This window comes from Candidatus Defluviilinea gracilis (assembly GCF_057138825.1).
In genome coordinates this window covers 1-1635 of sequence record NZ_DBNHEF010000016.1, presented here as the reverse complement: position 1 = coordinate 1635, position 1635 = coordinate 1, and the positions used below count along the sequence as shown (strand labels likewise).

General features: G+C 53.3%; 2 protein-coding genes. Both read left to right on the top strand.

All coding sequences use genetic code 11. The features are described 5' to 3' along the window. Positions 1 to 862: hypothetical protein (locus tag AC16KF_RS01670; protein ID WP_484035547.1), on the top strand; the 862-nt coding region annotated here is incomplete at its 5' end. A gap of 11 nt (positions 863 to 873) precedes the next feature. Then, a partial coding sequence (locus tag AC16KF_RS01665) for a hypothetical protein (protein ID WP_484035546.1) occupies positions 874 to 1635 on the top strand: 762 nt, incomplete at its 3' end.

The following is a 1635-nucleotide window of genomic DNA, read 5'->3' as shown; positions in this document are numbered from 1 at the left end:
GGACATAGCGATACTGGATGCGGCGATGGGTCAGCCGATGACCAAAGACGGGATACCCGCACAGACGGTACTTTCCTCCACGCGGCAGTATATCAACGGCACAATGCAGGAGATTCTTAAACGTGCGGCGGAAAAATCATTTGGTGTTTACGAATGGTGCTATCGTGAAAATTTAGAGCCGCACGGCTGGCTGTCGGCGGCGGAGGTAGAGCGCAAGCGCAACGAGATCACAGATGCGATGTGGCAGACGGAATACGAGAACCAAGAGCCGAACCCGTCCAGCCGCGCGATACAACCCGACGCGATTGACAAACTGTTTGACAAATCTCTCGGCGTATTTGAGGGGCAGGCAAATGAGTACATCGAAATCGAGCCGCCTGTTTCGAGCGGCACATACGCGCACGGCGCAGACTGGGCGCGAAAGAATGACTGGACGATTATCCCAACCTTTCGTTGCGATGTGCGTCCTGTGCGTTGTGTGGCATGGGAGCGCACAGGACGGGTGGACTGGCATGTGATGATAGACAAATTGGATAAGCGCATGGATCGGTACGGCGGGTCTGCGGCGCATGACGGTACGGGTTTGGGTGATGTGGTCAAGGATATTGTCAAACATCCCGCGAAGGCGTTCATCATGGCAGGGCGGGCGCGCGCCGACCTGTTAAGCGAATATATTACAGCATGTGAAAAGGGCGATGTGGTGTATCCGTTTATCCGTTGGGCGTATGACGAACATCGTTTTGCTAGTCAGGAGGACGTATTTTCCAGCGGCGAGAAACATCATTTACCCGACACGATCAGCGCGGGCGCGTTAGGCTGGCATGTGGCGTATCAGCGTAATCAATGGGATACCATCGGTTAGGAGCGTGGAAGATGCAAAATAAATTCTATTTTATGGATGAAAAGAAAGGCGTTTCGTTGGTCGGCGACGAAGGCTGGGCGAATCTAGGCACAACATCGAACGCGACGCAGGATGAGCAGTTTGCGCGGGTTGCCGCCGCGTTTCGCGCATATCATATCAAAGCCAATACAGTCGGCGGGATGCCGTTCACGCTGTATAAAGGCGAAGATGAATTTGACAACTCCTCGACATGGCAAAACAAGGTCGGCTTTTTGCCGAACCCGTCCGATCTGTTTCGTATCAATACACTGTCGCTCATTGCCACGAATACCGCCTATAACCTCCGCACAAAAGATGCGCTTGGGTACAAGACGAAGGGGCTATACCCAGCCGTCGCGTATTCGTTCACGATCAACACGAATCCACGAACGGGGGACGCAGAAAGCATCACGCGCAAGGTTGGACAGCAGTCCGAAAAGTTTACGATGGACGACCCGCGCCTTGTGCGTTTATGGCGGCTGGATCACACCACCGAGGTACTGCCGTCGAAGAACACGGAGGCGCAGGCGATTATGAGTTCGGCAGGGCAAATATTGTATGCCGACCAATGGATACAACATTTCTACCGAAGCGGCGGCATTGCGCCGACATTGATAGCAATGAAGGGCTTGATAGACAACACCCAAAAAGAAGAAAAGGAAAAGTCATGGAGTGATTGGTTATTAGGCGTCGGACGTTCATGGTTGCGTCGCGCGCGGATATACAATGCCGAGGCGATGGAGGTTAAACAGTTG